23 protein-coding genes and 1 tRNA gene are annotated in these 24,037 nt (G+C 71.1%); 17 read left to right on the forward strand and 7 right to left on the reverse strand.

Annotated features, from left to right (window positions below; all coding sequences use genetic code 11):
• Positions 1-3 precede the first annotated feature (3 nt).
• Positions 4-1,416: a dipeptidase gene (locus IE239_RS21365; RefSeq protein WP_190150974.1), complete on the forward strand. Its 1,413-nt coding sequence runs from the start codon at positions 4-6 to the stop codon at positions 1,414-1,416.
• A gap of 149 nt (positions 1,417-1,565) precedes the next feature.
• Positions 1,566-2,507, forward strand: a complete 942-nt coding sequence (gene nudC / locus IE239_RS21370; protein ID WP_190150975.1) for an NAD(+) diphosphatase — start codon at positions 1,566-1,568, stop codon at positions 2,505-2,507.
• A 209-nt stretch (positions 2,508-2,716) separates the two neighbouring features.
• Here the strand turns inward: nudC and IE239_RS21375 are convergent, their stop codons facing one another.
• Together IE239_RS21375 and IE239_RS21380 are read right to left on the reverse strand one after the other, a co-directional pair.
• Entirely contained in the window at positions 2,717-3,052 is a 336-nt protein-coding gene (locus tag IE239_RS21375) for a YnfA family protein (protein WP_190150976.1), read from the reverse strand.
• 336 nt (positions 3,053-3,388) lie between these two features.
• Positions 3,389-3,646, reverse strand: a complete 258-nt coding sequence (locus tag IE239_RS21380; protein ID WP_190150977.1) for a mycoredoxin — start codon at positions 3,644-3,646, stop codon at positions 3,389-3,391.
• A gap of 225 nt (positions 3,647-3,871) precedes the next feature.
• Here IE239_RS21380 and IE239_RS21385 point away from each other — a divergent pair, with 225 nt between their 5' ends.
• From IE239_RS21385 to IE239_RS21405, 5 genes are all read left to right on the forward strand, one after another.
• The gene (locus IE239_RS21385; RefSeq protein WP_190150978.1) at positions 3,872-6,076 is read left to right on the forward strand and encodes an ATP-dependent DNA helicase UvrD2; all 2,205 of its coding nucleotides are present in this window, start codon (positions 3,872-3,874) and stop codon (positions 6,074-6,076) included.
• 189 nt (positions 6,077-6,265) lie between these two features.
• A complete protein-coding gene (locus IE239_RS21390; RefSeq protein ID WP_190150979.1) occupies positions 6,266-6,583 on the forward strand; it encodes a hypothetical protein in 318 nt (105 codons plus the stop codon).
• A gap of 178 nt (positions 6,584-6,761) precedes the next feature.
• Positions 6,762-7,130, forward strand: a complete 369-nt coding sequence (locus IE239_RS21395) for a WhiB family transcriptional regulator (RefSeq protein WP_190150980.1) — start codon at positions 6,762-6,764, stop codon at positions 7,128-7,130.
• Complete coding sequence (locus IE239_RS21400; RefSeq protein ID WP_190150981.1) at positions 7,127-7,450, forward strand: putative WhiB-interacting protein; 324 nt, start codon at positions 7,127-7,129, stop codon at positions 7,448-7,450. Before IE239_RS21395 ends, IE239_RS21400 begins: the two co-directional genes overlap by 4 nt.
• A 135-nt stretch (positions 7,451-7,585) precedes the next feature.
• A complete protein-coding gene (locus IE239_RS21405; protein ID WP_190150982.1) occupies positions 7,586-7,798 on the forward strand; it encodes a hypothetical protein in 213 nt (70 codons plus the stop codon).
• A 135-nt stretch (positions 7,799-7,933) separates the two neighbouring features.
• On the opposite strand, the gene IE239_RS21410 is transcribed toward IE239_RS21405, so the two are convergent.
• Together IE239_RS21410 and IE239_RS21415 are read right to left on the reverse strand one after the other, a co-directional pair.
• Positions 7,934-9,358 carry an ABC1 kinase family protein gene (locus IE239_RS21410; RefSeq protein WP_190150983.1) on the reverse strand — a complete coding sequence of 475 codons (1,425 nt, stop codon included), beginning with the start codon at positions 9,356-9,358 and terminating at the stop codon, positions 7,934-7,936.
• A complete protein-coding gene (locus IE239_RS21415; RefSeq protein WP_190150984.1) occupies positions 9,351-10,565 on the reverse strand; it encodes a TOMM precursor leader peptide-binding protein in 1,215 nt (404 codons plus the stop codon). The genes IE239_RS21410 and IE239_RS21415 overlap by 8 nt, the downstream gene beginning before the upstream one ends.
• A 238-nt stretch (positions 10,566-10,803) precedes the next feature.
• Here IE239_RS21415 and IE239_RS21420 point away from each other — a divergent pair, with 238 nt between their 5' ends.
• The 4 genes from IE239_RS21420 to IE239_RS21435 all read left to right on the forward strand — a co-directional run bounded on the left by IE239_RS21420 (position 10,804) and on the right by IE239_RS21435 (position 14,675).
• The gene (locus IE239_RS21420; RefSeq protein WP_190150985.1) at positions 10,804-11,400 is read left to right on the forward strand and encodes a M48 metallopeptidase family protein; all 597 of its coding nucleotides are present in this window, start codon (positions 10,804-10,806) and stop codon (positions 11,398-11,400) included.
• A gap of 144 nt (positions 11,401-11,544) precedes the next feature.
• Positions 11,545-13,209 (forward strand): TerD family protein, encoded by a 1,665-nt coding sequence (locus IE239_RS21425; RefSeq protein WP_190150986.1) that lies wholly within the window; start codon positions 11,545-11,547, stop codon positions 13,207-13,209.
• A gap of 11 nt (positions 13,210-13,220) precedes the next feature.
• Positions 13,221-13,901, forward strand: a complete 681-nt coding sequence (locus IE239_RS21430) for an AIM24 family protein (RefSeq protein WP_109002741.1) — start codon at positions 13,221-13,223, stop codon at positions 13,899-13,901.
• 18 nt (positions 13,902-13,919) lie between these two features.
• Positions 13,920-14,675 (forward strand): AIM24 family protein, encoded by a 756-nt coding sequence (locus IE239_RS21435; protein ID WP_190150987.1) that lies wholly within the window; start codon positions 13,920-13,922, stop codon positions 14,673-14,675.
• A 60-nt stretch (positions 14,676-14,735) separates the two neighbouring features.
• Here the strand turns inward: IE239_RS21435 and IE239_RS21440 are convergent, their stop codons facing one another.
• Together IE239_RS21440 and IE239_RS21445 are read right to left on the reverse strand one after the other, a co-directional pair.
• Positions 14,736-15,251: an NUDIX hydrolase gene (locus IE239_RS21440; RefSeq protein WP_190150988.1), complete on the reverse strand. Its 516-nt coding sequence runs from the start codon at positions 15,249-15,251 to the stop codon at positions 14,736-14,738.
• A complete protein-coding gene (locus tag IE239_RS21445; protein ID WP_190150989.1) occupies positions 15,248-16,711 on the reverse strand; it encodes a zinc-dependent metalloprotease in 1,464 nt (487 codons plus the stop codon). The genes IE239_RS21440 and IE239_RS21445 overlap by 4 nt, the downstream gene beginning before the upstream one ends.
• Positions 16,712-16,903: 192 nt before the next feature.
• Here IE239_RS21445 and IE239_RS21450 point away from each other — a divergent pair, with 192 nt between their 5' ends.
• The 4 genes from IE239_RS21450 (at position 16,904) to IE239_RS21465 (ending at position 20,145) form a co-directional block, all read left to right on the forward strand.
• Complete coding sequence (locus IE239_RS21450) at positions 16,904-18,013, forward strand: SDR family oxidoreductase (protein ID WP_190150990.1); 1,110 nt, start codon at positions 16,904-16,906, stop codon at positions 18,011-18,013.
• Positions 18,014-18,210: 197 nt separating this feature from the next.
• On the forward strand, positions 18,211-18,672 hold the full coding sequence (locus tag IE239_RS21455) for a molybdenum cofactor biosynthesis protein MoaE (RefSeq protein WP_190150991.1): 462 nt from the start codon (positions 18,211-18,213) through the stop codon (positions 18,670-18,672).
• A gap of 162 nt (positions 18,673-18,834) precedes the next feature.
• Positions 18,835-18,999: a hypothetical protein gene (locus tag IE239_RS21460; RefSeq protein WP_190150992.1), complete on the forward strand. Its 165-nt coding sequence runs from the start codon at positions 18,835-18,837 to the stop codon at positions 18,997-18,999.
• Between the two features lie 54 nt (positions 19,000-19,053).
• The gene (locus IE239_RS21465) at positions 19,054-20,145 is read left to right on the forward strand and encodes a YlbL family protein (protein WP_190150993.1); all 1,092 of its coding nucleotides are present in this window, start codon (positions 19,054-19,056) and stop codon (positions 20,143-20,145) included.
• 34 nt (positions 20,146-20,179) lie between these two features.
• Here IE239_RS21465 and IE239_RS21470 read toward each other — a convergent pair whose 3' ends face one another.
• On the reverse strand, positions 20,180-20,722 hold the full coding sequence (locus tag IE239_RS21470) for a PPA1309 family protein (protein WP_268254523.1): 543 nt from the start codon (positions 20,720-20,722) through the stop codon (positions 20,180-20,182).
• A 164-nt stretch (positions 20,723-20,886) separates the two neighbouring features.
• Between IE239_RS21470 and IE239_RS21475 the strand changes: the two genes are divergently transcribed.
• Both IE239_RS21475 and IE239_RS21480 read left to right on the forward strand, forming a co-directional pair.
• Positions 20,887-23,853: a UPF0182 family membrane protein gene (locus tag IE239_RS21475; RefSeq protein ID WP_190151084.1), complete on the forward strand. Its 2,967-nt coding sequence runs from the start codon at positions 20,887-20,889 to the stop codon at positions 23,851-23,853.
• Positions 23,854-23,900: 47 nt separating this feature from the next.
• Positions 23,901-23,974 (forward strand) — tRNA-Met (locus IE239_RS21480).
• Positions 23,975-24,037 lie beyond the last annotated feature (63 nt).

Raw genomic sequence — 24,037 nt, forward strand, 5'->3', positions numbered from 1 at the left:
ACCATGAGCCATCCCGTTGACAGTGCCGTCAGCGCCGTCCGTTCGTACATCGAGCAGCACCGCGCCGCCTTCCTCGACGACCTCGTCGAATGGCTGCGCATCCCGTCGGTGTCGGCCCAGCCCGACCACGCACCCGACGTACGGCGCAGCGCGGACTGGCTCGCCGCCGAGCTGAGGGCGACCGGCTTCCCCACGGTCGAGGTGTGGCCGACGCCGGGTGCGCCGGCCGTGTACGCCGAGTGGCCGTCCGGTGATCCGCTGGCCCCCACCGTCCTGGTCTACGGCCATCACGACGTACAGCCCGCGGCCCGCGAGGACGGCTGGGACACCGACCCCTTCGAGCCCGTCGTGCGCGACAACCGCCTCTACGCGCGCGGGGCGGCAGACGACAAGGGCCAGGTCTTCTTCCACACCCTGGGCGTACGCACCCACCTCGCCGCCACCGGCCGCTCGGCTCCGGCCGTCACCCTCAGACTGCTGATCGAGGGCGAGGAGGAGTCCGGCTCCCCTCACTTCCGCGACCTGGTCGAGCGGCAGGCGGAGCGGCTCACCGCGGACGCCGTGATCGTGTCCGACACCGGCATGTGGTCCGAGGACACCCCCACCGTGTGCACCGGCATGCGCGGTCTCGCCGAGTGCGAGATCCGGCTCTTCGGCCCCGACCAAGACATCCACTCCGGCTCCTTCGGCGGCGCCGTGCCCAATCCGGCCACCGCGCTCGCGCGCCTGGTGGCGGCCCTGCACGACGAGCACGCGCGTGTGGCCGTCCCCGGCTTCTACGACGGCATCGTCGAGCTCACCGACCGTGAGCGCGAACTCTTCGCCGAGCTGCCCTTCGACGAAGAGCGGTGGCTGCGCACCGCCCGGTCGCACGCCGTCCACGGAGAGGCGGGACACTCCACCCTGGAGCGCGTCTGGGCCCGCCCCACCGCCGAGGTCAACGGCATCGGCGGCGGCTACCAGGGCCCCGGCAGCAAGACGATCGTCCCGTCCTCGGCGTTCGTGAAGCTGTCCTTCCGGCTCGTCGCCGGCCAGGAACCCGAGCACGTCGAGAAGGCCGTCCGCGCGTGGGCGGCCGAGCAGCTGCCCGCGGGGATCCGGCACGAGATCACCTTCAGCCCGGCCACCCGCCCGTGTCTGACCCCGTTGGACCACCCGGCGCTGCAGTCCGTGGTCCGCGCCATGGGCCGCGCTTTCGAAACGCCCGTCCGCTTCACCCGCGAGGGCGGCTCCGGACCGGCCGCCGACCTGCAGGAGGTCCTCGGCGCCCCCGTGCTCTTCCTGGGCATCTCCGTCCCCTCGGACGGCTGGCACGCGCCGAACGAGAAGGTCGAGGTGGACCTCCTCCTGAAGGGCGTCGAGACCGCCGCCCACCTCTGGGGCGACCTCGCGGAGAACTGGCGTCGTGCACCCTGACGTCCCCGATCGGTCCGGAGGGTCTGCGCGCGGGGCGCACACTGGAGAGACCGCCCCGCACCGCGACACCGCACCGGTCGTCCCCTGCTGTACGTCCCGCTGAACCGCCCGCCGAAACAACCGTTCCACCGGGGGAGTTGGAAGTACCCGTGACCACCTGGACCGACCAGAACGCCGATCGACCCATCTCGCTCACCGCGCCGAGCGGCGTCGACCGGGCCGCCCACCACCGGCTCGACGAGGCCTGGCTGGCCGCGGCCTGGAGCCACCCGACGACGCGGTGCTTCGTCGTCTCCGGCGGCCAGGTCCTCATCGACGAGACGCCCGACGGCCGCACCGAACTCGTCATGACCCCGTCGTTCGAGGCGCCCCTCACCGAGGCGCACCGCTACTTCCTCGGGACCGACGACGACGGCGTCAGTTACTTCGCCCTGCAGAAGGACGCGTTGCCCGGCCGTATCGACCAGTCCGCGCGCCCGGCCGGACTGCGCGAGGCGGGACTGCTCCTGTCACCGCGCGACGTGGGGCTCATGGTGCACGCGGTCGGCCTGGAGAACTGGCAGCGCACCCACCGCTTCTGCTCCCGCTGCGGCGAGCGCACGGTCATCGCCGCCGCCGGCCACATCCGCCGCTGCCCCGCCTGCGGCGCCGAGCACTACCCGCGCACCGACCCCGCGGTGATCATGGCGGTGACCGATGACGACGACCGCATTCTTCTCGGCCGCCAGGTCCACTGGCCCGAGGGCCGTTTCTCCACGCTCGCCGGCTTCGTCGAGCCGGGCGAGTCCATCGAGCAGTCCGTGCGCCGGGAGGTCTTCGAGGAGGCCGGCATCACCGTCGGCCCGGTCGAGTACATCGCCAGCCAGCCCTGGCCCTTCCCGTCCAGCCTGATGCTCGGCTTCATGGCCCGCGCCACGTCCACCGAGATCGACGTCGACGGTGACGAGATCCACGAGGCCCGCTGGTTCTCCCGCGACGAACTCGGCGCCGCCTTCGAGTCAGGAGAGGTGCTGCCCCCCTACGGCATCTCCATCGCGGCCCGCCTGATCGAGCTCTGGTACGGCAAGCCGCTGCCCACCCGCAGCGTCTGACCCGACGCGGACGAAGGGCTGCCCCGGGATTCCGGGCGTCGGATTTCGAGGCCGCCCTTCCTCCTACGGCTGCGCCCGGTCACGCGCGGGACACGATCCCACGCCGATCTTCGAACCGGGGAGCCGCAGCGATCACCGGAACTGGAGCCGAGCCGGTAGCCGCCGCCGGCGTGCAGGGGCGTCCGTCTGACGGGTGGTCGAGGAGCGGATCAGTGGCTGCGCGGCGCGTACATGATCACAGCCATCCCCGACAGGCACACCAGAGCACCGATGACGTCCCAGCGATCAGGCCGGTAGCTGTCGGCGACCATGCCCCAGGCGATCGACCCGGCCACGAAGATCCCGCCGTACGCGGCGAGGATGCGCCCGAAGTTGTCGTCGGACTGGAAGGTGGCCACCACCCCGTACACGCCGAGGGCGATGACACCGGCACCGATCCAGAGCCAGCCCCTGTGCTCGCGGATGCCCTGCCAGACCAGCCAGGCGCCGCCGATCTCGAAGAGGGCGGCGACGACGAACAGGGCGACGGAACGAGCGACAGTCATACCGGCTGACCCTACCGACCTGCCGGACCGGTGATCTTCAGCGGATTCTGGGACGCCCGACAGCCGCGTCCCCCTCGCCTGCGGTCTTCGACGCGCATGAGCGGGAGCGACGGTGCCGGCCCCGGCCACCGGTTTCCGCCGGCCGGCAGGGCGAGGACGACGGCGAGAGCAGGCAGCCGGTCCACAGCCACCCCGGCATCCCCCGACGACGCCCGCAGTGATCAGGACCGGCACCGCACAGCACGCCGCACAGGCCGGCTCGCCGCCCGCTGTCCCTGCATACAGAGCGGCCCCCTCCGGTGACCTTGACCGGAGGGGGCCGAAGCGCTGGGGGCGTCAGACCGCGAGAGCCTGCTTCACCTGGGCAAGGCTCGGGTTCGTCATCACGACCTCGTCGCCACCGGTGGAGGGGACCACCCGAACCGTCGGCACCGTCTGGTTTCCGCCATTCGCCTTCTCGACGAAGGCTGCGGAATCCGGGTCCTGCTCGATGTTGATCTCGGTGTACGCGATGCCCTCGCGGTCCATCTGCTTCTTCAGCCGCTGGCAGTAGCCGCACCACGTGGTGCTGTACATCGTCACGGTGCCCAGCATGTCTCTCGTGCTCCTTAGGCGGGTCGGGGGGACAGGGAGTCGTAGGGGGAGAACGTACGTGCAAGGGCTGCCATTCCCGCGAGCCGAGGCCGGACGCGGGCCCCGACGTGACGACGGCTACCGCGTCAGGTCGCCGTGACGACGCTCACCGCATCAGTACGACTGCGAGGGCCTGCCTGTGGACAACCGACCCGCCCGTCTCCGGAGACCTGGCAGCATGGCTGTGTGACAGCAGCAACGCACTCCCCTCTCTTCCCGCAGGCACCGGACTCGGCCGACGCGGTGCTCGAAGGGCTCGACCCCGAGCAGCGCGAGGTGGCCACCGCCCTGCGCGGTCCGGTGTGCGTGCTGGCAGGAGCCGGCACCGGCAAGACCCGGGCGATCACCCACCGCATCGCCTACGGAGTCCGCGCCGGCATTCTGCAGCCCTCCAGCGTGCTCGCCGTCACCTTCACCAACCGTGCCGCCGGAGAGATGAGGGGCCGGCTGCGCCAGCTCGGCGCCCACGGGGTCCAGGCCCGCACATTCCACTCCGCGGCCCTGCGTCAGCTCCAGTACTTCTGGCCGAAAGCGATCGGTGGCTCCCTGCCCCGGCTCGTCGACCGCAAGATCCAGCTCGTCGCCGACGCAGCCGTCGCCTGCCGTGTCCGGCTCGACCGGGGCGAGCTGCGGGACGTCACCGCGGAGATCGAGTGGTCCAAGGTCACCCAGACCGTCCCGGCCGACTACGCCCTGGCCGTCGGCAAGGCGGGCCGTGAGATCCCCCGCGACCCCGCCGAGATCGCCCAGCTCTACGCCGCCTACGAGGACCTCAAGCGGGCCCGCGCCGTCATCGACTTCGAAGACGTCCTGCTGCTGACCGTCGCCGTCCTGCAGGACCGGCACGACATCGCCGAGCAGGTGCGCGCCCAGTACCAGCACTTCGTGGTCGACGAGTACCAGGACGTCAGCCCTCTTCAGCAGCGCCTGCTCGAACTGTGGCTCGGCGAGCGGGAGGACCTGTGCGTGGTCGGCGACGCCAGCCAGACGATCTACTCCTTCACCGGCGCCACCCCCGACCACCTTCTCGACTTCCGCACGCGCCATCCCGGCGCCACCGTCGTCAAGCTGGTGCGCGACTACCGCTCCACCCCTCAGGTCGTCCATCTCGCCAACGGCCTGCTCGCCCAGGCCCGTGGCCGCGCCGCGGACCACCGCCTGGAGCTGGTCTCCCAGCGCGCGCCCGGTCCCGAGCCCGCCTACGCCGAGTATCCGGACGAGCCGGCCGAGGCCGAGGGCGCGGCCCGCCGCATCCGCGAGCTCCTCGACGCGGGCGTCCCCGCCGCGGAGATCGCCGTCCTGTTCCGCACGAACGCGCAGTCGGAGACCTACGAACAGGCGCTGGCCGACCTCGGCGTCCCCTACCAGCTGCGCGGCGCCGAGCGGTTCTTCGACCGGCCCGAGGTGCGCAAGGCGAGGGTCGCCCTGCGCGGCGCGGCACGCTTCGGCGGCAATGACACGCTTCTGGAAGACGCCGTCGACCTGCCCTCCCAGGTGCGTGCGGTCCTCTCCGGCGAGGGCTGGACCTCGCAGCCGCCGGCCGGCTCCGGAGCGGTCAGAGAACGCTGGGAGTCGTTGGCCGCGCTGGTCAACCTCGCCCAGGACTTCGCCGGCGCCCAGCGCGGCGCCACGCTCGCCGACCTGGTCGCCGAGCTCGACGAGCGGGCGAGCGCCCAGCACGCCCCGACCGTCCAGGGCGTCACCCTGGCCTCCCTGCACTCGGCCAAGGGTCTGGAGTGGGACGTCGTCTTCCTCGTCGGCGTCGCCGAGGGCATGATGCCGATCGCCTACGCCAGGACCGACGAGCAGATCGAGGAAGAGCGTCGCCTCCTCTACGTCGGGGTCACCCGGGCCCGCGAACGCCTCCAGGTCTCCTGGGCGCTCGCCCGTTCACCCGGCGGCCGCCCCAACCGGCGTCCCAGCCGATTCCTCGACGGCCTGCGCCCCGGTTCGGGCGCCGCCACCGGTCGCGCCGGTGTCGGAGGCGCCGGTGGCATCGAGCGCGGCTTCGCCGGCACGACGGCGCACACGCCCGTCGTGCCGCGCCGGACCCAGCGCAGCCCGGCCCGCTGCCGGGTCTGCGGAAGGACCCTGACGGACGCCGGCGAGATGAAACTGATGCGCTGCGAGGACTGTCCCTCCGACATGGACGAGGGACTCTACGAACGGCTGCGGGACTGGCGGGCGGTCCAGGCGCGGCGGAGCGGACAGCCGGCGTACTGCGTCTTCACGGACAAGACGCTGATGGCGATCGCCGAGGGCGTGCCCGAGGAGGAGGGCGAACTCGCCCGGATCCCGGGGGTCGGAGTGCGCAAGCTCAACCGCTACGGCGCGGACGTTCTGGCCATCTGCGCAGGCCAAGAGGCCACTGAGGGCGACGCGCAGGGCTGAGGAACGAGGCGCGAGGGATCGATCGGAACTCGTCGAAAAAATAGTTTGCGCATGCCCCGGCAATCCCCATAGGTTCTTAGGCACGGGAACGGCGGCCTTCTCCAAGGCCCTGATTCCGTGCTGTACTTGCATATCCGTCGGGCCGGGCTCACCCCCGGTCCCCCGAGACGCCGAGAGGAGGCGATTCCAGTGATCATCATCAACCGCAACTCCACCGTCAAACTGACCGATCGCTCGATCGTCTCCACGTGCATGCTCGGCGTCTCCACCCTGGGCACCGGTCTGTCCGGCATCAGTGTCGGTCGGCCGGCGTTCTCCGCCGTCACCTCCGCGGATCTTCCCGTCCGCGAGCGCAATGAGCGACCGACCGAGGCACTGGAAGCAGTAAAGGGACAGGCGCACGCCTATGCCTTTGCGGCAGCCGGTGCCGGATTCCGGAAGCAGACGACGCAGCACCACCTGATGTGGGCCTTCCGTGGGCCGGAACCCTGGAGCGATCCAGCCTGATCGACGATCAGGCCGGCGCCTTCAGGGCCGCGGAACCCCACCCGGGATCCGCGGCCCTTCTGTTTGTCCCGCACACGGGGACGACGGAGCGAAGGGGCCTCGGGACAAGAAAAGAACCCGGTACCCGCCGACAACCGGTCCCACCGGACCGGAACGACCAGACGAGGACAAACACACCGTGCAACTCGAAGCGCACGCCCCGTCCGTACCGCCTTCCGAAACGATCCCCCCGCCCGGCCTCACGAAGGACCCCACCTTGACCCCGCTCACGGCGCTCACCGCGCTCGACGACGCCATCGAGAACCTCGGCGTGCCCGTCCCCTGCCGTTCCTACGACCCGGAGGTCTTCTTCGCGGAGACGCCGGCCGACGTCGAGTACGCCAAGTCCCTGTGCCGCACCTGCCCGCTGATCGAGGCATGCCTCGCCGGTGCCAAGGAGCGCCGCGAGCCCTGGGGTGTCTGGGGTGGCGAGCTGTTCGTCCAGGGTGTCGTCGTCGCCCGCAAGCGGCCGCGTGGCCGCCCGCGCAAGAACCCGGTCACAGCATGAACATCCCAGGAACGATCGACCGCCCCCTCACGCAAGACCCGAAGAAGCAGGCCCCGATGAAGCCGTTCACCAGCGAGCCCGCAGGCTCCGCGACCGAAGACGTCACCACCACCGGCGCGTACGACTCGCGTCAGAACAGGACCCGCGAGATGCAACTCATCCCAGAAGCCCTGGCTCGTGCGCATATGCACGACCGCCTGCGTGAGGCCGAGCAGGGCCGTCAGGCGGCGCGCCTGCTGGCCGCTCGCCGGATGCAGCGTCGGGCCGAGCGCGCCTCGCTGCGCGCCCGCCGGGCGCTCGCCATGGCCGTGATGCAGTAACGACACCCACCTGAAGCGGTGGCCTCCGCACACCGGGGGCGAAGCTCTCCTTGAGGGGCCCGGTCCGTCCGAACGGACCGGGCCCCTCGGTGCGTTGTGCGAGCGAACCGCTGCCTCGGCGTTATCGTCCCGAGGATGACGCGTCCTCCCGGAGACAGTGACCGAGACGACTCCTCGACCGAGTCCGGCCCTGTGGTGTGCGCCCGCTGCGGCGCGCAGGCCGCGCAGCCCCCGCCCCTCACCTGGACGTGCTCCGTGGACAAAGGCGTCCGGAGCTACTTCTGCGGGACCTGTTCCCGCGACAACCTCAGGGCGATCGAGGGGCGGCTGGACTCGGACTGGTGGTGAGAAACGTCACGCCGGGCTGCTCGGGGCCGCTTCAGCAGGCCGGACCCTGCCCGTCTCGCACTTCCCTCTCCCTCCTCATGCGCCCCCTGCACCCCCTGCACCCTCTGCGCCTTCCCCACCTCCGCACCTTCCGCCTCATGCCTCCGCGACCGACTCCTCGGCCTCCAGCTCGTCCAGTTCCTCCAGCGCTTCCTGCCCGTCCGGTGCTTCCGAAGCATTCAGTGCCTCCTCCGGGAGAAATCCGGGCAGCCACTCCTCCAGTTCCTCGCGCAGCCGTACCGTCGCGCCGAGCTGGCACAGCACGCCGATCGTGCTCAGGGTCACCCGGTGTATCAGCAGGTAGGCAGGCGGAAGGTTGAGCTGCTTGCCCAACTGGTGGGCGGGGGAGCGTATGTCGGCGATCCTGGCCGCCTGGCTGCGCATCCAGCCACGGGTGAACGTGAACTCCTCCACCCGGGCCGGCTCGATGATCGGCAGGAGATAGTCGAGGACCGCGTCGGGGTCCAGCTCGATGGACTCCTTGACGAAGCCCTCCCTGCGAAGGAGTTCGTAGACCGCCTCCGCCTCGCTGTCCAGGGTCATACGCAGCGACTCGCCGATCGGATCGGGCAGTCCGCCCGGGAGCCGGTCCACCGTGCCGAAGTCCAGTACCCCCAGCCGCCAGTCGTTCTCACCGCCCGGCCCGCCCGGCAGGAGACGGAAGTTGCCGGGGTGCGGGTCGGCATGCAGCAGGCCGGTGCGCGCCGGGCCGGAGAAGAGGAAGCGGGACAACAACTGACCCGCGCGATCGCGCTGCTCCTCGGTGCCGTCGGTGATCACCTCGGAGAGCGGCACGCCGTCGATCCACTCGGTGACCAGGATCTGGTCGCACTGGTGGACGACCGCCGGGACCATGACGTCGGGGTCGTCGGCGAACTCCTCCGCGTGGGCCTGCTGGGCCTGCGCCTCCAGGGCGTAGTCGAGCTCCTCGGAGACACGGTCCCTGAGTTCCGAGATCAAAGGCTTGACGTCCATGCCCGGGATGAGCGGGCCCAACAGCCTTGCGAAGCGGCTGAGTTGGTTCAGGTCGGACAGCAGGGCCTCGCCGGCCCCCGGGTACTGGACCTTGACGGCGACCTGCCGGCCGTCGTGCCACACCGCTCGATGCACCTGGCCGATCGAGGCGGCCGCGGCCGGCTTGTCGTCGAACTCGACGAACAGCTCGGACCAGTCCTCGCCGAGCTGTGCCGTGAGCACGGAGTGCACGGTGCGGGCCGGCATCGGCGGCGCCGCGTCCTGGAGCTTGGTGAGGGCCGCGCGGTAGGGCCCGGCCACCTCCTCGGGCAGGGCTGACTCGAAGACGGACAGCGCCTGGCCGAACTTCATCGCGCCCCCCTTCAGCTCGCCCAGGACCTTGAAGAGCTGCTCGGCGGTGCGCTGCTGCAGCTCGCGGCCGACGATCTCCGCGGACTCGCCCACGATCCGCTTGCCCAGGCCCCAGGTCGCCCGCCCGGCGAAGCCGAGCGGGAGCGCGGCGAGCTTGGCGGTCCGGGTGACCGCCTTCCGGGGAAGATCAGACATGCGCCCTCCAAGTCCCAGACAGCCGCGTCGCGTCCGCCGTACGGCGATGCTCCGTCGGATGCCGATGCCTCTCCATTGTCGCGTGCGATCCCCGGTCCTCGGAGGAGTGTTCCCGCTCACCTTTGCGCGCGGCACCGCACGGGCAGGCGGAGTGGGGACGTACCGGTCGCGAGCGCCACCGAAGGGCGGGGGCGCTGACCTCCCAGCGTGCGCCTTCGTCGGCCGGGGCCCGGCCGTCGAGGAACGCGAGGGCATGGGCGGCCGCCAGTCCGGCGACGGTCGTGGCCAGGGCCAGGTCACAGGCGCGTGCCGCTCGTCTCGCTCCGGAGTGCCACTGGGCGACCAGCCGTGGCCAGGCCGGGTCCCGGTCGATGCGCTCCTGCTGCAGACACCCCGCGCAGCCCGTCTCGCCCGGCAGCACCAGCGGGCCGACGATGCCAGTGCCCTCCACGACGCCGGTGTAGAGATGGGGTGTGCCCGAGGCGATCAGCGGCTCCGCGGCCGACGGTGCGGGCGCGTGCACGGACACATCGTCCCGCGGAGAGAGGATCACCAGGCTGAAGCCCGGGGTGTCCGACCCGTGCGGCGACCCCGAGGGCCTGCGCGGCGGACGGTCCGGTGCGGCCCGGCGAACGACGCGACGGGCGGACTCGTCCCGCCGCTCGCCGATCGCCTCGGCCGGCAGCCCGCCCGGAGCGACGTCCCCCGGCTCCACCCGGCCGCCGTCCTGCACGTCCACCTCGCCGACGCCCGCCCCCGACAGCAGTGCGGCGAGCACCGCGCCGACTCTGCCCGCACCCCGCACCTGGACCCGCAGCCCGCGCCGGGCGGCCAGACGCTCGATCGCGTCGCCCGGTTCCGGCGTGAGGAGGGAGAGCCCGGCGAGATCGGGCCGCATCCGGTCCATGACCTCCTTCTTCTCCCGCAGCGCGTGGGCGTCCGGTCCGCCGCCGCGCGCGTCGTCGAGCAGCCCGGCCCGGGCCAGCCGCTCGACCAGCCGGTCGACGTGGCCGTCGGGCAGGTCCATGCGGCGGCCCTCCTCGCGCAACAGCGCCAGCCCGCGCGTGCCGTCGAGCAGGTCGAGGAAACTCCCGGTGGCCGTGTCCACCGGGCCGAGCGTCAGTGCGTGCGCCGGCGTCATCCCGAACTGCACGGTGTTGAGGTCACGCCAGCCGCGCCGCAGTGCGTGCTTCACGATCGGATGCATCGAAGGCCCCCGTATGCCTGGAAAACTCCCCGTCACGTCGACGGAGCGGGGCGCGGGGTCCTCGCTCCGCCGACGAGTGCCAGCATGCCCGGACCCGCCGGAGGCCGCCGAAAGTTGTCCACAGGCAGACGCATTCATCGTACAAATCCGTCGTATGAGGCAAACGTGGCGGCAGAGATCGGAACCGAACCGCCCCGGAGCCGGGACTTCCCCCATGTGCAGCGGGTAACGTCGGGGCGTGTCCGCCGACCCCCTGCACCGCGCCGGAACACCACAGCGCAGTACGACGAGCCAGCCGCCGAGCGGCCCCCGGGCGAGCGCCATCGAGGTCCGCAGGAGCGCCCGTCGACGGCGGACGGTCTCCGCGTACCGCGAGGGCGACCGCACCATCGTGCTGATCCCCGCCCGGATGTCCGAGGCCGAGGAGCAACGCTGGGTGAGCGTCATGCTCGACAAGCTCGCCGCCCAGGAGAGCCGGCGGGTGCCGGGGGACGCCGAGCTGGCCGAGCGCGCGGAGCGGCTGTCGGCCCAGTGCTTCGGAGGCCGGGCCCGGCCCACCTCGGTCCGCTGGGTGACCAACCAGAACACCCGCTGGGGGTCGTGCACCCCGGCCGAGGGCAGCATCCGGCTCTCGCACCGCCTCCAGGGCATGCCCGAGTACGTCATCGACTACGTTCTCGCCCACGAACTCGCACACCTGCTCGTACCCGGCCACGGCCCCGACTTCTGGCGGCTGCTGGAGGCGTACCCGCGCACCGAGCGCGCACGCGGCTATCTGGAGGGCGTCGTCGCGGCCGAACGGCTGCCCCACCCGCCGGACGCACGCGGGGAGTGACCTGCTCCGTGCGCGCAGTGAACCCCTCGGCTCTCCCGTGACGCCGGTTGTGTACCGGGTCTGTACCGACATCGTGCGTTGTCCGACTTTGCCGTTAGCCTGACGCGACGCACTCGCAATCGGGATGGGGGACGGTCGTTACGCATGCCCAGGGAATTCCAACGCGGCCACAAGGCCAAGATCAGTGACCTCACCGTGGGCACCGACCTGTACGTAGGCGTGCAGATCACCGCACCCGGCCTGACCTTCGACATCAGCTGCTTCGGCCTCGACGCCGACGAGCGGCTCTCGGACGACCGGTACTTCGTCTTCTTCAACCAGCCGAAGTCCCCCGAGGAGTCCATCCAGCTCCTGGGCCCCCAGGCCGGCGACACGGAGTCCTTCCGCATCACTCTGGACCGGATCCCGCCGCAGATCCACAAGCTCTCCTTCACGGCGACCCTCGACGGCGCCGGGCAGATGTCGCAGATCCGTCCCGGATATCTCCGCATCGTCGCGGGCGGTGAGGAAGTGGCGCGCTACGCGTTCAGCGGCGCGGAGTTCACCACCGAGCGGGCCGTGATGCTGGGCGACTTCTACCTGAAGGACGTCTGGCGGTTCGCGGCCGTCGGCCAGGGCTTCGACGGCGGTCTGGACGCGCTGCTGAAGAACTTCGGCGGTGAGGTCGCGGAGGAGGAGGCGCCTGCCGCGCCCGCGCAGCCCCAGGCCGGCGGGGCCGCTCCCGCCTTCGCTCCGCCCGCGTTCGGCGCCCCCTCGGCGCCGGCCCCCGCCCCGCATCAGCCGCAGCCCGCCGCGCAGGGCTTCGCGGCCCCGCCCGGCGCGACTCCGCCGCCCGCCCCGGCGCCCGCGCCCTCGGTGCACGGTGCGCCGACCATCATCGCGCCCCTGGCCCCGCCCGGCGGCGGCCACGTCCCGCCCCCGGCCCCCGCCCCGGCGCCCTACGGCCAGCCGCCGCAGCAGCCCTACGGGCAGGGCCCCGCACCGACCGTGCCCATGCCGCCCGGCTACGGCCAGCAGCCCCAGGCCCCGCAGGCCCCGCCCGGCTACGGACAGCCGGCCCCGCCGCCCGGCTACGGCCAGCAGCCGCCGTTCGGCCAGGTCCCGGGCCAGCAGGGGTACGGCGTGCCACAGGGCGCTCCGCAGGGCGGCGCCGGTGTTGCCGCCGCTCTCCAGCAGTTCAAGGAGACGCCCACCGGGCAGCGCTGGACGCAGCAGAACAAGAAGCTGATCCGCGTCGACCTCGGCATGGGAGGCCAGCCGGTGCTCGCCCGTCAGGGCAGCATGGTCCTCTACCAGGGCAAGGTCGACTTCAGCTACAAGGGCGCCGGGTTCGCCGGCCGGATCGTCGGCGGCGCCACCGGCCAGGAGATGCAGCTGATGCGCTGCACCGGCCAGGGGCAGGTCTTCCTCGCCGAGAACGCCACCCATGTGCACCCCATCGAGCTCCAGGGCGACGCGATCTGCGTCTCCGCCGAGAACGTCCTCGCCTTCGACGAGAGCCTCCAGTACGAGGTCCGTCGCATCGAGGGCCACGGCATTCCCGGCGGCGCGCTGTTCACCATGCAGTTCCAGGGCACCGGCACGATCGTCGTCAAGACGCACGGCACGCCCGTGGTCCTGCCGGTCACGCCCACCACGTTCGCCGACTGCAACGCCGTCGTCGCCTGGTCGGCCGCCGCCCAGGTGGTCGTCTCCAGCCAGGTGCGGATGCGCCGCAACGCCTACCCCGGCGACACCGGAGAGAGCGTCAACCTCCAGTTCCGGGGAGCTCCCGGCAACTTCATCGTCGTCCAGCCGTACGAGGTCTGAGGGAGCCCGTCATGAACCAGCCGCTCGCGGGCTACGCCCCCGCACCCGTCACCGCCCGCATGGAGAACCATGGCGACCACATGCTGAAGGTCGCCATGCAGACCGGGAACGACCTCTTCGCGCGCGTGGGCTCGATGGTCGCCTACGAGGGCTTCGTCCAGTACGAGCCCAACCCGCCGGCCGTGCGGCAGATCGCGCGCGACTGGATGACCGGCGAGGGCGCGCCCCTGATGAAGTGCACCGGCGACGGGCTGCTCTACCTCGCCGACTACGGCGCGAACGTCGTCGTGATCAACCTCAACGGCGACGGCATCTCCGTCAACGCCACCAACCTGCTCGCCTTCGACGCGCACCTCACCTGGGGCGTCGAGCGCGTCAAGGGGCTCGCGAAGTTCGCCGGCCAGGGCCTGTGGAACACCAAGATCAGCGGCCAGGGATGGGTCGCGCTGACCTCCCGGGGCAAGCCGATCGTGGTCGACTGCGGAGGCGGCGAGGACGAGACGTACGTCGACCCCGACGCGCTCGTCGCCTGGTCCCCGAACCTGAAGGTGAAGGGCAAGCGCAGCTTCAAAGCGCAGTCGCTCATCGGCCGGGGCAGCGGCGAGGCCTACCAGATGGCCTTCTCCGGCCAGGGCATCGTCGTCGTCCAGCCCAGCGAGGACAGCACGGACCGCCTCCGGGTCCGGGGCTGAGGGGGAGCCAGAAACGTCATGCAGAGCCCACTTTTCGCGCACAACGACTCGCAGACCCAGGAACGCTGGAGTCTGCAGAACAAGCAGATGCTCCGGGTCGCTCTGGGGGGCCACGACGACATCCTCGCCCGCAAGGGCACGATGGTCGCCTACCAGGGCCTGATGGAGTTCGACGCCGAGTACCAGAGCAACCAGCAGGGACGCGCCCGTGCGCGCACGGGCGAGGGTCTGGACCTGATGCGCTGCCACGGCCAGGGCACGGTCTACCTCGCCAACCTCGCCCAGCACATCCACGTGATGGAGGTGGAGCAGGACGGCCTGACCGTGGACAGCAGCTATGTGCTCGCCATGGACTCCTCGCTGCACCATGAGGTCATCGCCGTCGACAGCCTCTACGGCATCTCCGGCTCAGGGAAGTACCAGCTCAACATCACCGGCCGGGGCAAGGTCGCCCTGATGACCTCGGGCGCGCCCCTGATGATGCAGGTCACGCCGGACAAGTACGTCAACTGCGACGCCGACGCCATCGTCGCCTGGTCCACCGGGCTGCGGGTGCAGATGCAGGCGCAGACCCACTCCTCCGGGGTGTGGCGCCGGCGCGGCAATACCGGTGAGGGCTGGGAGCTCAGCTTCATGGGCTCCGGCTATGCGCTCGTACAGCCCAGTGAGCTGCTGCCGCCGCAGAACGCGGCGATCGGCTCCGGCCTGGCCGCGCAGTACGGCATGGGCCAGCAGGGGGTGCGCGGTCAGAACCAGGGCAACGCCTGGAGCTGATCGTCCGGCGGACGACGACGTGAGGGGCGGCCCGCAAGGCCGCCCCTCACGCGTTCCGGCTCACAGCCGCGCGCGGGTCGCCTCGAGCAGCCGCACGACCGACTCGTCGGCGACGTCCGCCACCTGCGCGTAAGGGAACCAGCGCAGGTCGAGGGACTCGTCGCTGATGGCCTCCACGGACCCGGCCGGGGCCAGGGCCGCGTACTGGACGTCGTAGTGCCAGGCGCACGGTGTCAGATGCCGGTCGAGCCGGACCGGGCCGCCGGGCAGCAGGGTCAGACCCGGCACGCCCGACTCCTCGGTCCCCTCCCGCAGGGCGGCGGCCGCCAGCGTCACGTCGACCGGCTCGCAGTGCCCGCCCGTCTGCAGCCACATCCGCAGCTTCCTGTGGAGCGTCAGCAGCACCCGCTCCCGCTCCGGGTCGATCACCAGCGCGCTCGCCGTGACGTGCCCGTCCCGGCAGGCCTTCCACACGCCGTCCGCATGCGCCGCCAGATGGTCCAGGTAGGACTGGCGCAGCTCCTCCTGGCCCTCGTACCCCTTCAGGACGAGGACCGCGTCGTCGTACAGGCTCACTCGGTGTCGTCGCCCTCGGAGTCGTTCTCGGCGTCGTCCTTCTTCAGGTTCGGCTTCTCGCCGGAGGCTCCGCCGCTCGCCGCCTCGCCGAGCATCTTGTCCAGCTCGGAGAAGTCCATGTGCTCGCGGTGCACGAAGCCGTCCGGGTCGTCCAGGTCGGAGGCCGTGGGCAGCATGTCCGGGTGCGCCCACAGGGCGTCCCGGCCGTCGACCCCGCGCGCGTCCGTCAGTGAGGCCCACAGGCGGGACGCGTCGCGCAGACGGCGCGGGCGCAGCTCCAGGCCGATCAGCGTCGCGAACGTCTGCTCCGCGGGACCACCGGTGGCACGACGACGGCGCAGCGTCTCGCGCAGCGCGTCGGCGGACGACAGACGCGGCTTCGCGGCCGCGTGCACCACCGCGTCCACCCAGCCCTCGACGAGCGCCAGAGCCGTCTCCAGACGGGCCAGCGCGGCCTTCTGCTCCGGGGTGTCCTCGGGCTGGAACATGCCCTGCTGCAGCGCGTCCTGCAGCTGTTCGGGGTTCTGGGGGTCGAACTGGCCGACCACGTCCTCCAGCTTGGCGGTGTCGACCTTGATCCCGCGCGCGTAGCCCTCGACCGCGCCGAACAGGTGCGAGCGCAGCCACGGCACATGCGCGAACAGACGCTGGTGGGCGGCCTCGCGCAGGGCGAGATACAGCCGCACCTCGTCCTGGGGCACGCCCAGGTCCTTGCCGAACGCCGCGATGTTCACCGGCAGCAGCGCCGCGCGCCCGGCCGGACCGAGCGGAAGGCCGATGTCGGTCGACCCGACGACCTCGCCCGCGAGGACGCCGACGGCCTGGCCGATCTGTGAGCCGAACATCGCTCCGCCCATCGAGCGCATCATGCCGATCAGGGGGCCGGCCATGGCCTGCATCTCCTCCGGCAGGACGTCGCCCATGGCGGCGCCGACGCGTTCGGCGACCGGGTCGACGAGCTCCTTCCACGCGGGCAACGTCGCCTCGACCCACTCCGCGCGCGACCACGCCACCGCGGAGCCGGCGCCGGACGGCAGGGAGGTGGCGTCGTCCAGCCACAGGTCGGCCAGGCGGACGGCCTCCTGCACGGCGGTGCGCTCGGAGGAGCCGACGCTCGCGTCCTTCACGCCGTCGGAGGTGCCCTGGGAGACCGTCTGGCGGGCGATCTGCTTGGCCATGTCCCAGTTCACCGGCCCGCCCTCGTACGAGAGCATCTGACCGAGCTGCTGGAACGCGGCGCCCAGGTCGTTGGGGTTCAGTGAGCCGAACATCGCGGCAAGGGGGTTGTCGGCGCCGGGACCGCCCGGAGCGCCGAAGCCTCCGGCGCCGGGGAACCCGCCGAAGCCGAACGGGTTGGCCGGTCCCTGACCACCGCCGCTCTGCGAGTCCTTCTTCTTGCCCTCGTCGCCGTCTTCCGGCTCCTCCGGCGGAAGGCCGAATCCGAATGGGGTGTCACTCACGGGGTTCCTCGGCTGGTAAGGCCACCGGTTCTCGCCCGGCGGCGACTGCCCTGCAACACCACCCAGCGTAGACACCCCGGCTCGATCGGGCCTCGGTGCTTCGCCGACTGCCGGCCTGCGGCAGGATGGATGCCACCTGGTACGTACGCGTCACTCACGCCCGTATGCCAAGACAACCGCTGGAGACACCCGGTGAGTTCCCCAGATCCGCAGGTTCGCGCAGCGCGAAACCCTTCGACCCCGGGCGGTTCGCGCGGGCCCGTAGTGGCCGTGACCGGCGCGGCGAACGGGGTGGGCGCGCTGCTCACGGAGCGCCTCGCCGCGTCGGAGGAGGTCAAGCAGGTCGTCGCCATCGACGAGCGGCGCGGCGAGTGCGACGCCGCGCAGTGGCACATCCTCGACGTCCGCGATCCGGCGATCGCCGACAAGCTGCGCGGGGCGGACGTCGTGGTACATCTCGCGCTCGACCTCGACCTGGGGAGTGACGCCGCCGCCCGGACGGCCTACAACGTGCGCGGCACGCAGACCGTGCTGACGGCCGCCGCGGCGGCCGGGGTGCACCGCGTGGTGCTGTGCACCTCCGCGATGGTCTACGGCGCGCTGGAGGACAACGAGCTGCCGCTGTCCGAGGACGCCGAGCTGCGGGCGACGGCCGAGGCGACCGGCGTCGGAGACCTCCTGGAGGTCGAACGGCTCGCGCGGCGCGCACCCCGGGCGCACCCCGGGCTCAACGTCACCGTGGTGCGGCCCGCGATCCTGGTCGGCGGCACGGACACGGCGCTGACCCGGTACTTCGAGTCGCCGCGGCTGCTGGTCGTCGCGGGGTCGCGGCCCGCGTGGCAGTTCTGCCACGTCGAGGACCTGGTGAGCGCCCTGGAGTACGCAGTCCTGGAGAAGGTCGACGGGGAGCTGGCCGTCGGGTGCGACGGGTGGCTGGAGCAGGAGGAGGTCGAGGAGCTCAGCGGGATCCGCCGGATGGAGCTGCCGTCGGCGGTCGCGCTGGGCGCCGCGGCCAGGCTGCACCGGATCGGGCTGACGCCGTCCCCGGCGGGCGACCTGGCGTACACGATGTATCCCTGGGTGGTGAGCGGGAGCCGGTTGCACGACGCGGGATGGCGGCCTCGCTGGACCAACGAGGAGGTCCTCGCGGAGCTGCTGGAAGAGGTCTCCGGACGGCACACCGTCGCCGGACGGCGGCTGGGACGCAAGGACGCGACCGCGGCGGGCGCGGCCGGCGCCACGGTCGCCCTGCTGGGCGCGGCGGCTGTCGTGCGGCGAGCCCGGAAGGCCCGGCGGAGGTGAGACCGGGGCGGCGGGTGACGGGGTCTTTCCCCACTGCGCTTCCTCGCTGCCCTTCCCCGTCGGCAGGCGCCGCCCCGTCGCCGCCGGACAGGCGCGGTCTGCAGGTCGCCCCCCCGAGGCCGCTCCGAAGCGGCACGCGCGTGTGCCGGGCGATCACACAGTTCCGTCGCGTCTCCCGGGTACGGCACGATGGGGGTATGGCAGCCATCGACGACCATCCGGGCGAGCACGCGGCGCAGGACCCCATCAAGCTGATCGCCGTGCGCGACACGGCGCTTTCCCTGGACGAGGTCTTCACAGCCGTCGGGGACGACGCGGCCGGCGGGACCGCGCTGTTCGTGGGCACCGTGCGCAACCACGACGGCGGCGCCCAGGTCGACGCCCTCGGGTACTCCTGCCACCCCAGCGCCGAGGCCGAGATGCGGCGCGTCGCGGAGAAGGTCGTCGCCGAGTACCCGGTGCGGGCGCTCGCGGCCGTCCACCGGGTGGGGGACCTCGCGGTGGGCGATCTCGCCGTCGTCGTCGCCGTGTCGTGTCCGCACCGCGGCGAGGCCTTCGAGGCCTGCCGGAAGCTGATCGACGACCTCAAGCACGAAGTCCCCGTCTGGAAGCACCAGAAGTTCTCGGACGGGACGGAGGAGTGGGTCGGCGCCTGCTGACCCGCGGCCCCGGCGGACGCGGCTCCGGCGGGCGCGGACCCGGCCGCCGCCCGGTCATGCGTCCGGTTGCGTAACCCGACCCCTGCCATGAGCGTTGTCAGTGCGGACGGTTAATCTGCTGATCAGTCAGTTGCGGTGGTTCGTCGGGGTTGGGAGGTCGGCATGGCGGCGCTCGTCTGGTTGCTGATTCCGCTGGTCGCCGCGATCGGTGCGGGCCTGTGGGGCAGTTGGGCCAACCGGACCCGCAAGGCCCGGGGCGACGGCCCCGAGCTGGACGGATACGCCCGCTTCCGCGAGGCCATGGAGAAGCCCCGCTCACGTACGTGACCCGGGTGGCAGCCCTGACGGGGCGCTGACAGACCCGTCACGTAATGTCGAGGCATGCCACGCCGCACCGCGACGATGCTCGCCTCCACCCTGATGCTGATCGCGCTCCTGTGCGCGGGAGTGCTCATCCCCGTGCCGTACGCGGAGATGTCCCCGGGGCCGACGGTGAACACGCTCGGCGACCACGACGGCGAGCCGGTGCTGCAGATCTCCGGGCGCAGGACCTACGCGACCAGCGGCAACCTGAACATGACCACCGTGCGGGTCACCAGCGCCGACTACCGGATGAACCTCGTCGAGGCCGTCTACGGCTGGCTCGCGCACGACACCAAGGTGGTCCCGCACGACACGCTGTACCCGGACGGCAAGACCGAGGAGCAGTCCACCCAGGAGAACGCCGAGGAGTTCAGCCAGTCCCAGGAGAGCGCCAAGGTGGCGGCCTTGAAGGAGCTGAAGGTCCCCGTGACGTCCTGGGTGATCGTCTCGACCGTGGTGAAGGGTTCTCCGGCCGAGGGCAGGCTGCACGCCGGCGACGTGATCAAGGCGGTCGACGGGACGGCCGTGAAGCAGCCGGGCGACGTCGCCAAGCTGGTGACCAGGCACAAGCCGGGCGAGAAGGTCGTCTTCACCATCGTCCCGGCCAAGGAGCAGGCGGCCGCCGAGAAGGCGCACAAGGCGGCGACCGTGACCCAGGAGGTGACCGTCACCACGGCCGCCTCCGCCGACAGCGGCCAGAAGCGGGCGATCGTCGGGATCTCGGCCGGCACCGACCACACGTTCCCGTTCACCGTCGACATCAAGCTCGCCGACGTCGGCGGGCCCAGCGCCGGTCTGATGTTCGCCCTCGGCATCTACGACAAGCTCACCCCGGGCAGCCTCACCGGCGGCAAGTTCGTCGCCGGCACCGGGACCATCGACGACGACGGCAAGGTGGGGCCGATCGGCGGCATCGAGTTGAAGACGGTCGGCGCGCGCAGCCAGGGCGCTCAGTACTTCCTGACGCCCGCCGACAACTGCGCGGCCGCCGCCAAGGACACCCCCTCGGGGCTCAGGCTCGTCAAGGTGAACACCATCGACGACGCCCTCGGCGCCCTCAAGGACATCCGCGGCGGCGACACCGCCGCCCTGCCCTCGTGCACGAAGTAGCCGCACGGCCACCCGGCTTCGGGCTCGGGAGCCGCTATTCGGCGAACGTCGCCGACAGCGCCTCCGCAAGCCCCGGCACCAGGCCCGCGCCGGTGAGGACCTCCGTGGGGGCGTCCTTCTCCCGCAGCCGCAGGGCGGAGTCACGGGTGCCGTCGCGCAGGACGCCGACCGTCATCCGGACCTCCTGGCGGTCGGGATGGTCCGACACCCACTTCGCGAGCTTGGCCTCGCTCAGGCCCTGAGGGACCTGGGCCTCGGCGGACGGCGGCAGCATCAGCCGCTCCACGGTGAGGGCGCAGCCGACCACCGCGTCGGGCCAGGCGATCGTGGCGAGGAACTCGTCGAGCGGCTTGTCCGTCGGCACCTCGTCCTGCTCGATGGGGGTGAGGCCGGTGATCTCGGGCTCGTCCTGAAGGCCGAGCTGGGCCGCCAGCGACGGTTCCTGGGCACGCAGCCGAGCGGTGTCTACGAGGGCGAAGAGGCGGGCGGGCTGGTCCCAGCCGAGGCCGGAGGCGTACTCGTCGATCTCGAGCACGGCCCGGGTGAGCGGGCTCGCCGCCATGGGAGTGTTGGACATGGTCACAATCCTCTCTCGTTCCTGGCCGGAATCGGGAACCGAGTAAACCGTGAGTAAGTTGCATAGGTGTGGGCCCGCGATCACGGGGGGCCACGAACGGTCCACGAACACGCGGGCCTGACGTATCTACTGCGACTTTCGAGGTGCGCACCTTGGCTTTCCAGATGCCGGACCGCGGCGGAGGCCCCACGGGGCCGCGGATCAGAGTGGGCCGCCCGTCCCGGCGGGTCCGGACCCTGCTCACGACACTGGGCGTCCTGGCCGTCCTGGCCATGGCGTTCACCATGTTCGCCGGGTTCTGGACGGACTGGCTCTGGTACCGCTCGGTGCATTACTCGTCGGTCTTCACCACCACGCTGTGGACCAAGATCGGGCTGTTCTTCGTCTTCGGTCTGCTGATGGCCCTCGCGGTCGGCGTCAACATCTGGCTGGCGCACCGGCTGCGGCCGCCGCTGAGCGCGATGTCCGTGGAGCAGCAGAGCCTCGACCGCTACCGCATGGGCATCGCGCCGTACAAGACGTGGCTGCTGCTCGGCATCACCGCCCTCGTCGGCCTGATCGCCGGCGCGTCCGCGGCTGGCCAGTGGCGGACGTGGCTGATGTGGGTCAACGGGGTGTCCTTCGGCCAGAAGGACCCTCAGTTCCACCTCGACGTGTCCTTCTTCGCCTTCGACCTGCCCTGGTACCGGTTCCTGCTCGGCTTCGGCTTCGCCGCCACGATCCTGTCCCTGATCGCCGCGGCGCTCACCCACTACCTGTACGGCGGGCTGCGGGTCACGAGCCCGGGCGCGCGTGCCACCGCCGCGGCCACCGGCCACCTGTCGGTGCTGCTGGGCGTCTTCGTCACCCTGAAGGCGGTCGCCTACTGGCTCGACCGCTACGGCCTGGCGGTGAAGTCCAGCGACTTCAAGGCCACGGACAACTGGACGGGCCTGCGCTACGTCGACGCCAACGCCTATCTGCCGGCGAAGACGATCCTGTTCTGCATCGCCGTCATCTGTGCCCTGCTCTTCTTCGCCACCCTGTGGCGGCGCACCTGGCAGCTGCCGGTGATCGGCTTCGGCCTGATGGTGCTCTCGGCGATCCTGATCGGCGGGCTGTACCCGGCGATCGTCCAGAAGTTCCAGGTCCAGCCCAACGAGCAGGCCAAGGAAGCCCCGTACGTCGAGAAGAACCTCAAGGCGACGCGCGAGGCGTACGGCATCGACGGCGCGCAGGTCACCGAGTACTCGGGCACCAGCACGGCCAAGGACAAGACGACGCTGCGCGATGACGTCGACTCCACCGCGAGCATCCGCGTCCTGGACCCGAACATCGTCTCCCCGACGTTCCAGCAGCTCCAGCAGATGCGGAAGTACTACGCGTTCCCGACCAACCTGGACGTGGACCGCTACAACGTGAAGGGGACCGACGAGGACACCGTCATCGGTCTGCGCGAGCTGAACCTCGCGGGCGTCGACAAGCAGAACTGGATCAACAACCACTTCCGCTACACCCACGGCTACGGCGTCGTCGCCGCCAAGGGCACCACGTCCGACCCCGAGGGGCGCCCGGTCTTCACCGAGTCCGACCTGCCCTCCGAGGGCGAGCTCGGCACCTACCAGCAGCGGGTCTACTACGGGGAGAAGACGACCACGTACTCGATCGTCGGAGGTCCCCAAAAGGAGATCGACTACTCCGACAACCAGGGTGAGAAGACCACCAGCTACACCGGCAAGAGCGGCGTGAGCCTCTCCAGCCCGGTCAACCGCGCCGTGTACGCGGTGGCGTTCGGCGAGCCGCAGATCCTGTACTCCGGCGCCATCGGCGAAGGTTCGCGGATCCTGTACAACCGCACGCCCAAGGAGCGCGTCGAGGCGGTCGCCCCGTGGCTGACCATCGACGGCGACGCCTACCCGGCGGTGGTCGACAACAAGATCCAGTGGATCGTCGACGCGTACACGACGACCAACGGGTATCCGTACGCCTCCCGTACGACTCTCGGCGACACGACGGCCGACTCGCTGACCGCGACCAACGACAACCGTGCGGTGGTGGCCCAGCAGAACCAGGTCAACTACATCCGCAACTCGGTGAAGGCGACCGTCGACGCGTACACGGGCGAGGTCAAGCTCTACCAGTGGGACACCGAGGACCCGGTCCTGAAGACCTGGATGAAGGCGTTCCCCGGCACGGTGAAGGCCAAGTCGTCCATCTCCGGCTCGCTGATGGCCCATCTCCGGTACCCGCAGGACCTGTTCAAGGTCCAGCGCGAGCTGCTCAGCCGCTACCACGTGAAGGACGCGACGACGTTCCTCAGCGGCAGCGAGGTGTGGCAGGTGCCGAACGACCCGTCCAACAAGTCGGGCGACGCGGTGCCGCCGTACTACCTGAGCATGAGGATGCCCGACCAGAAGGCGCAGGCGTTCTCGCTCACGACGACGTTCACGCCCAACGGCCGTGACAACCTGAGCGCGTTCATGGCGGTCGACTCCGAGGCGGGCACACCCGACTACGGCAAGATCAGAGTCCTGAAGCTGCCGACGAGCACGACCGTCGACGGGCCCAAACAGGTGCAGAGCCAGTTCAACTCCGAACAGGACATCGCCGAGTCCATCAGACTCCTGAAGGGCGGCGACTCCGACATCGAGTACGGCAACCTGCTGACGGTTCCGCTCGACGGCGGCCTGCTCTACGTGGAACCGGTCTATGTGCGCGGCGGCGGGCTCAAGTACCCGCTGCTGAAGAAGGTGTTGGTGACCTACGGAGGCAACACCGCCTTCGAGGACACCCTGGACGAAGCCCTCAACAAGGTCTTCGGCGCGGAGGGCGCGCCCCAGACTCCGCCGCCGGCGGACGAGGGCGGGGGCACGACCCCGCCGCCCACGTCGTCCAACCCGACGGTGCGCCAGGCGCTGGCCGACGCCCAGAAGGCATTCGAGGCCGGCCAGGAAGCGCTCAAGAAGCCCGACTGGGACGCGTACGCCAAGGCGCAGAAGGATCTCGAGGCCGCGCTGAAGCGGGCCGAGGACGCGCAGGCCCAGGCGGACAAGAGCGCCAAGCCGAGCAGCAGCCCGAGCCCGACGGGTTCGGCGAGCCCGAGCGCGGGCAGCGGAAAGGCGACCGGCAGCCCCAGTCCCGGTACGAGTTAGCGGCTGATCAGGACCGCTCCGCGTCGTGGTACGGTTGTGGAACACGACGCGGGGTGGAGCAGCTCGGTAGCTCGCTGGGCTCATAACCCAGAGGTCGCAGGTTCAAATCCTGTCCCCGCTACTGAAAACGAAGGCCCGGATCCGGAAACGGATCCGGGCCTTCGTGATGTGCGAACGCATGTGC

It is taken from the genome of Streptomyces humidus, from assembly GCF_014649655.1.
Lineage (GTDB): Bacteria > Actinomycetota > Actinomycetes > Streptomycetales > Streptomycetaceae > Streptomyces > Streptomyces humidus.